Source organism: Brevinematia bacterium, assembly GCA_039630355.1.
GTDB lineage: Bacteria > Spirochaetota > Brevinematia > DTOW01 > DTOW01 > SKYB106.
On sequence record JBCNVF010000106.1, the window covers coordinates 1 to 6,775 of the forward strand.

The 6,775-nt window shown below is 34.6% G+C and carries 1 protein-coding gene; it reads right to left on the reverse strand.

From position 1 onward, the window contains the following. On the reverse strand, nt 1–6,775 hold a 6,775-nt coding region (locus tag ABDH28_07095; protein MEN2998781.1), incomplete at both ends, for a hypothetical protein.

The window sequence follows — 6,775 nt, forward strand, 5'->3', positions numbered from 1 at the left end:
GGTAGAATACTTTATCTTTCCTTCTTCAAGTCTGAGTAGCTCTGATGGAACATTTAGTTTTATAAGAGAAAACGGAAGGATAAAGTTTTCTACAGAACCACCTCCGAATGCAGGGTTGCTTCTTATGAACGAAGACAAAATGAACATAAGAGTATCCGATATTGGTATGAGTTTGTCTCCCAAGACTATTAGAGGTCTTTGGGTTTGTCCTAACGGAAAGTAATCTGCATAACCACTTACACCAACACCTGTTGTTGCAAGCCCTAGTTTCAAAAACGGGTTTGCCATTCTAACAAACTCCCCAACAACTATCCCCATACTATCAATTACACTATCAGCAAGCACCTCCGAAAACACGCTTACAGTCTCTTCACCACCTCCACTTCTTACTTTGTTATACTCGTTCCAAAACTCCGCAGTTTTTGCTATGTTTTTGAATATTTTCTCAACAGTCTCTAGGTTTGCTAGCGGAGACAAAAGCCTTGATATGTTTATGTATATTATGTTTTGCCCTTCTACACCAACAGGAACAAAAAAGCCCTTTTCTCCCACAGTTGTTTCATCAGATTCTAAACCATACCTCACCTTTAGTGCATTTGCTATAACTGTTGCTCTCTTCTTAAAAATATCTATTGTCAGGCTTAACGTTTTTCTAAAGAATGTATAGAAGAAGAAGATTTCGTTTAAAACGTTTCTCTCAAATGGAGTAATTAGAGAGTAGTCAAAGTGCAGCTTGTCTAGTTCTCTTATAGCTTCCGATATAGTGTATCCTTTTAGTCGTCTGTCCAAATAAAATGCAAACCTGTTTATTCTCTCTATCGTTCCATTTATAGTTGTAAGTAGTCTTTTTTGTGCATCTTTAAATAATTTTTGATCTGCTTTTGTAAGATTTCGCTTTATGTATTCCAGCAAAGACTTATTGTTTAACATAAGTTCTGTTAAGTTGAAATCTACTGCTTTACTTGCCATTGCTTCTTCCCAGTATATGTTTAAATCAACCTCTTTGTCCTTTATCTTTACTCTTGGATACTTACTGTAGAGTATTCTTTCTTCACCATTTACAGTTATTCTCATATCCTGTATCCCTTCTTTAACAAGTTCCATAACTTCTGTTGCAAATTTAGTCTGTGCTGTTGTCATGTTTTTACTCTCAATAACTATGCTCCTTATGTCTATACTTTTTTCCTGTTTTGTTGTTTTAATTGTTAATACTATATTAGTCTTCCCTGCTCCTATGTTAAGATACTCTTTTGCTATCATTTGATTTATGTCCTTTAGGTAAGCAGTTGGTTTCCTAGCAGACACGCCTCTTATAAGAAAATCCAAAACATACGAATACAGAGACATATCCACACCATACATTGTATTTTTAATAACACTGTCTATCAAATTTTGTAAGTAAAACGATGGAAACCAAGCAAGAAGCCCTCTTCTTATAACGCCATTTAATTTCGTTATAACGCTAAATATTGTTGTTTTAGTTTCTTGCATTATGAACGAAATAACATAATCGTTTAAGTCCTGCAAAAATCTTTTAGGATAGAAAACAGATACATTGGTAAATGGATAAACTGCAAAGTAAGTAGTTGCTGGTGCTTTCAAGAATTTATCTACGAAATTAATAAACTTCGCTTTTTCATCACTACTTTTTGGTATCCACTGCAAAAAATCCTTTGCTACAACATCAACGTTTAAAGAAGATATTTTCTTAAAAGCACTTGGATTGTTTCTCGCAATTGAAAGTATAACATCCTTGTAAGCCTCTCCAATAACTTCTTCTGCCTTGCTTACTTTCGGAATTTCGGATGGTATCTCAAATCCTGCTCCTCTTAAAGTGTCTATTATGCTTTTGTCTTCTTCTAAAGCCTTTGCTATACCATATAGTTTTACAGCATCGTCGTTATACTTCCTCTTTATCTTTGCTTCCAGCAAATCAACGGTTTTGTCCAAGTTCTTGTAAAGTGCTTTGGTCTTGGAAAAATTCAGATAGACTTGCACACTATAGTTAGCAGTCTGGTCACTTTTGCTAATATTAAACATCTTTAGCAAATCCGTATATTTTTCTGCGTTTTGATGAACGGTAATAGCGAATTTGTCTTCTGGTCTTCCTTCAATTAAAACCTTTTTCATAAGACTTGTTAGGTATGGTCTTACTTCATCTGGTATGTTTTTCAGACTACCATCAAGCATATTTGCTATTATTGTTGCATTCATTCCACTGCTTACTCCAAGTTCTATGTCACCCAACGCAACACTGTATGCTTTGTAATTTCTTCTTATCTGGTCTTTTAGTATGCTTCTTGTCTGTGCTTTTACGAACTTAAAAAGTAGTGCTTCTACAAGATTGTTAAGCAAGATGCTGTTTATCTTTGTTCCTTTACCAAAGCCCTTCTTAAAAGAACTAGCAATTGCTTTTGCCTGTTCTTGCTCTGGCTTCTTAAGTATATTAGCAAATAACTGCTTGTCTATTTCTGACAAAAACTCTTTTACATTCTCTTGCAGTTCTTTTGGAAATTGCTTTATCACCTTCAGGTTGTATTGTTTTTCTTCAAGTATCCTAGCAGACATAAGTAGGTTAATACTCGCTATGTCTTCTTCTGGTTTAAATGCTCTTAAGTCGTCTTTTAAAAGGTCTTCCATACTTTCTTTTTTTGATATTCTTTCGTGCTTTCTTAACGCAACTTGTAAAGCAACGGCTTGTGTATCTGTTGCAACCCTTGGCAATATATCTATTTGCATAAATCCGTATTTATTAACGATATTCTTTACATCCTCTGGTAATGTTCTGTATCTGTTAAGTAGCATTAAGTATCTGTTAGTGTCAGTAAGGTTTGAAAGAACTACCTTGTCTCCTTTTAAACTCATTACCTCAATAAATGCATCAACAACTTTGTTTTTCTCTTCTGTCGTCCCAACATTGTTTATGTTCTTAACAAGAGTTTGGAACGGTATAGCAAACATGGTTTTTTTGTTGCTCTTCTGAAAGAGTTCGTCATATAAGCCAAAAATAGCATTTATGTTGCTCTCTATTATACTCCTTTCTTCTGGTATGTTTTTAAGTTCCCTTACCACCTTTATTACATCTTCAACTCCTTTGTCGTAGTCTTCTCCTTTTAAAAAAGCAAACTTAAACAAGTTGTATGTAGGTATTAAGTTTGGGTCTTTCAGCGAGTATATTCTATACACAATGTCCTTTATTTTGCTTTTGTCTTTTAAGAGCAAACTTATATCTCCTATACCATCAAGTGCTTCAAGCCCTTTCTCAACAAACTCTCTAGAAGCAGACATAAGCAAAAATTCTACAAATTGTTCAACTGCTTTTCTTGTTATGTTTTCTGGATTAACTTCTCCTTCCATTTTTATTGCTTTGTCTTTTAGCATCTGTGCAAGGTTAGTGAGAACCATCTCTTTTTCATCAGCAACATGTCCTAAACTTCTCAGTATCTCTTCCATTCTTTTGTGTATATTAGTTCTAACTGACATAACAATTTCCTCAGATACTGGAGACATACTAACAACAAACGAGTTTCTTATTGCTTGCTTTACCCTGTCAAGGCGATTCACCACAGTTTTTTCGTCTCTCAAAAAGTCTATACTCTTTTGAATAATAACGGCATCAATTCCATCTGCTAGGTAGTTTAGGTTATCAAACTCAACGTATCCTAAAAGCCTAGACAAACTTCTTGACACATCAGCAACGCTTTTCAAAGAACTTATTCCCTTTACCACACCTTCAAGTGTTTCACTAGCATCCCTTATAAACACATTATCAACCTTTATTGTGTTTATATTATTCAACACTCTATCAGATACTATACTCTTTAGGTAAATAGTCTTGTTAGGTTTTAGTGTTTCTAATACTTTTTCAAAGACTTCTTCTCTTATTCCTTGTAATGCTACTTCACTTTGTAATCTAGCAACCTTTATATCTGTGTGTAGTTTCTGTAGTTTTTCAAACACTTCTGCTACAGTTTTTACAGCTTGCTCACTCTTCTTACCTAAAAGTTTTTGTATCTTCTTTTCCAACTTCTGTGCAGGATTTACTACACCAAACACTATTGCTCTGTATGGAGTAATGATTGCTTTTTTAAATTCCTCTTTTATCTTATCAAACTGTTCTAGCTCCAACTTTTCTTCCTTTTGCTTCCACTTAAGCGTCATTTTGTTTATCTTTTCAATCGTTTCGGTTAATTCTTTAGCCTCTTTCTCTGCTTTGCTTAATACTTTCTCTTTCTTAAGAATTTCTTCCTCTACTTGTGCTATCTTGTTTTTATTCTTGTCAAACTGTCTTTGTAGTTTGCTTATCTCTTTTGTTATGTTTTTCATTTCATCAAGCATTTTGGTAATTTCATCAACTGGTTCAACTACTTGTTCTGTTTCTAATTCCAGTTGTTCTACTGGTTTTGCTTCTTCTTGCCTTACTTCTGGTGTTGCTTGCTCTACTGTTTTACTAGCTTCTTCTGCTTCTTTAGTAAGCGTTGGTATTGGTTTCCCTATCCTTTCTCTAGTTTGTCTAAAAGAAGAACCAGCCTCAAACACTTCAATTCTAAACAAGACATTATCTATGTATTTGTCAAGAACTTCTTTTTTGTTTTCTGCCTTGCTAATTTCCTTCTTAAAACTCTCAAGTAGCTCAAGTTTCTTTTCCTTGGATATTCCAGATTCCGTTTTAACCAGAATAGTTAAAGGAATCTTTGTCAAATACTCAATTGTTCTGTCGGGGTCAATTTCAGCAAACTTCTTAAATCTAGCAATAGTATCTCCTTCTTCACTTAAAATACCTAGGAATATTGCAAAGTTATCTGCTTCTGAAAGTCCGTTGTTTGCTTTTAGAATTCCTTCAATATCTTTATCGTTTTCTACTCCATACTTTCTAAAAGCCTCTTCTAATTCCAGTTGTCCTACTGGTTTTGTCTCTTCTACTTTTACTTCTTCTGGTTTTACTTCTAGTCTTGTTTCTTGTTTAATCTCTTCGGTTTCTTTTTCCTTCAAGGTCTTTTTCATCTCTTTTGCTTCTTTTATCCTGTTTGCTAAATTTGTTTTCTGTGCGTTAAGTTCCTTTAGTTTGCTCTCTATTTGTTGTATTTCGGTTTCCAATTGCTGTTTTTGTGCCTTGTAGTCAAATACTTTTTGCACTATTTCCTCAAGTTCCTTTAGCGCTTCGTTTTTAGCAACCTCCTTTTCTACAAAAACATCCTTAACCTTTTGCCTTATCGTATTAAGTGCATTACTCATTACAGTTAAAACAATGTCATCGTCCCCTTCTTGCCATCCAACCCTCTTAAAAGCATCTATCATCGTTTTATAGATTTGTTTGTTTGCAGACAAAGTAAAAAAGGTAAATATTTTCGGATTAAACACCTCACCAAGCCTCTTGGATGCAAGTTCAGATATTTCTTTAGAAAAATCAACTTCTTTAGGGTCTATACTGTCAATTACTTTCCTTATTTTATCCTGCTCGTCCCTAGAAAATGGTGTAAGGTCTAGAGACTTCTTAAAGTTGTCCAATACCTTTTTGTTTATAAACTCTGCAAAAAGTTTCCCAAACATTACATCCAAGTTGTTAGTTAAGACTACGTTTCTTGCCAACATTTCACGAAGAACTGGATTTTGCAAAATTGCTTTATCAAACACTCCTAACTTTTCTTCCGCTTTTTCAACTACAGGAACTTTAGTTCTAGCAAGAAGAAGATTTTTTTCATCTTCTGCAAGCCCTAAAACATCAGAAAACTTGTTTATCTCACTTTCAATAGCATCTTCAAACGTCTTTACTCCTCTCAACTTTTCCGTTAGACCTCCAATAGTATAATACTTTAGTTGTGCGTATGTTAAAGGTAGTGTTGGTGCTGTCAAGACATCAGTCGCCTCACTAACCATTTCAACAAGTTCGTCTCCAAACTCACTCTCTTCATCTACGTAAGTTGGTGCTTTTGCTTCTTTCAAAACGTTTAAGTCTCTTATAGCAACATTAAATATTCTTTTCTTTTTTCCTCCCTCGGTTCTAGTGGTTTGAAATCCTGTTTTAAAGACGGCTTTTCTTGCTAACTCATCTATCTCATTATCTACAGACATTTTTATGTTAGGAATTTCAATACCATCGCCAGTAAGAGGTTTTGGTAGCCCTTTCAAAACAATAATGTCTCTTACAATGTCTTTTGCTTTTGGAGAGTTTCCTTCAATCATTTCTATTATCTTGTCTTCATCGTGTTTGGTTATGTTTCTTATAGCACTAACAAGTCTTCTTGCTAACTTGTGCCATACTGTGTTTTGCTCCGCTATGCTGTTATACACAGCCCTTACGTATCTTTCAACATTATCAACCTCGTCTGAAGATAAAAAACTATATGAGTGGAGTTTCCCCCAATCAATCTTGTCTGGGTCTATGCTTGCTTTTATCTCCTTACTCATCGCAACCTTAATATTGGTTTCACTGAACTTTAGTTTTTCGGCTTCTCTTACAACATCTTCAAGTGTCTTGCTTTCCGAAATTCCTTTGACAATACCGTTTATGTAATCTCCCGCTTGAGAAAGAGTTGAAAGTTTGTCCTTTAGAAGGAGAAGTTTTTTAGAGTTCAACTTAAACAAGGGTTTTAGGTCATCATCCGTTATAAGGTAATCTTCAGTTGCTCTTAAGACATAATCAACAAGCTCATAGTTTCCTTTCTCTATCGCATTTTTCAAACCATTTTCTTTTACCGCTACTTTTTCAAACTCTTCTTTTACCCTTTCAAGTGCTTCCTTTGTTCCTTGGTCAAGTTCTTCTTTGTCTATTTTT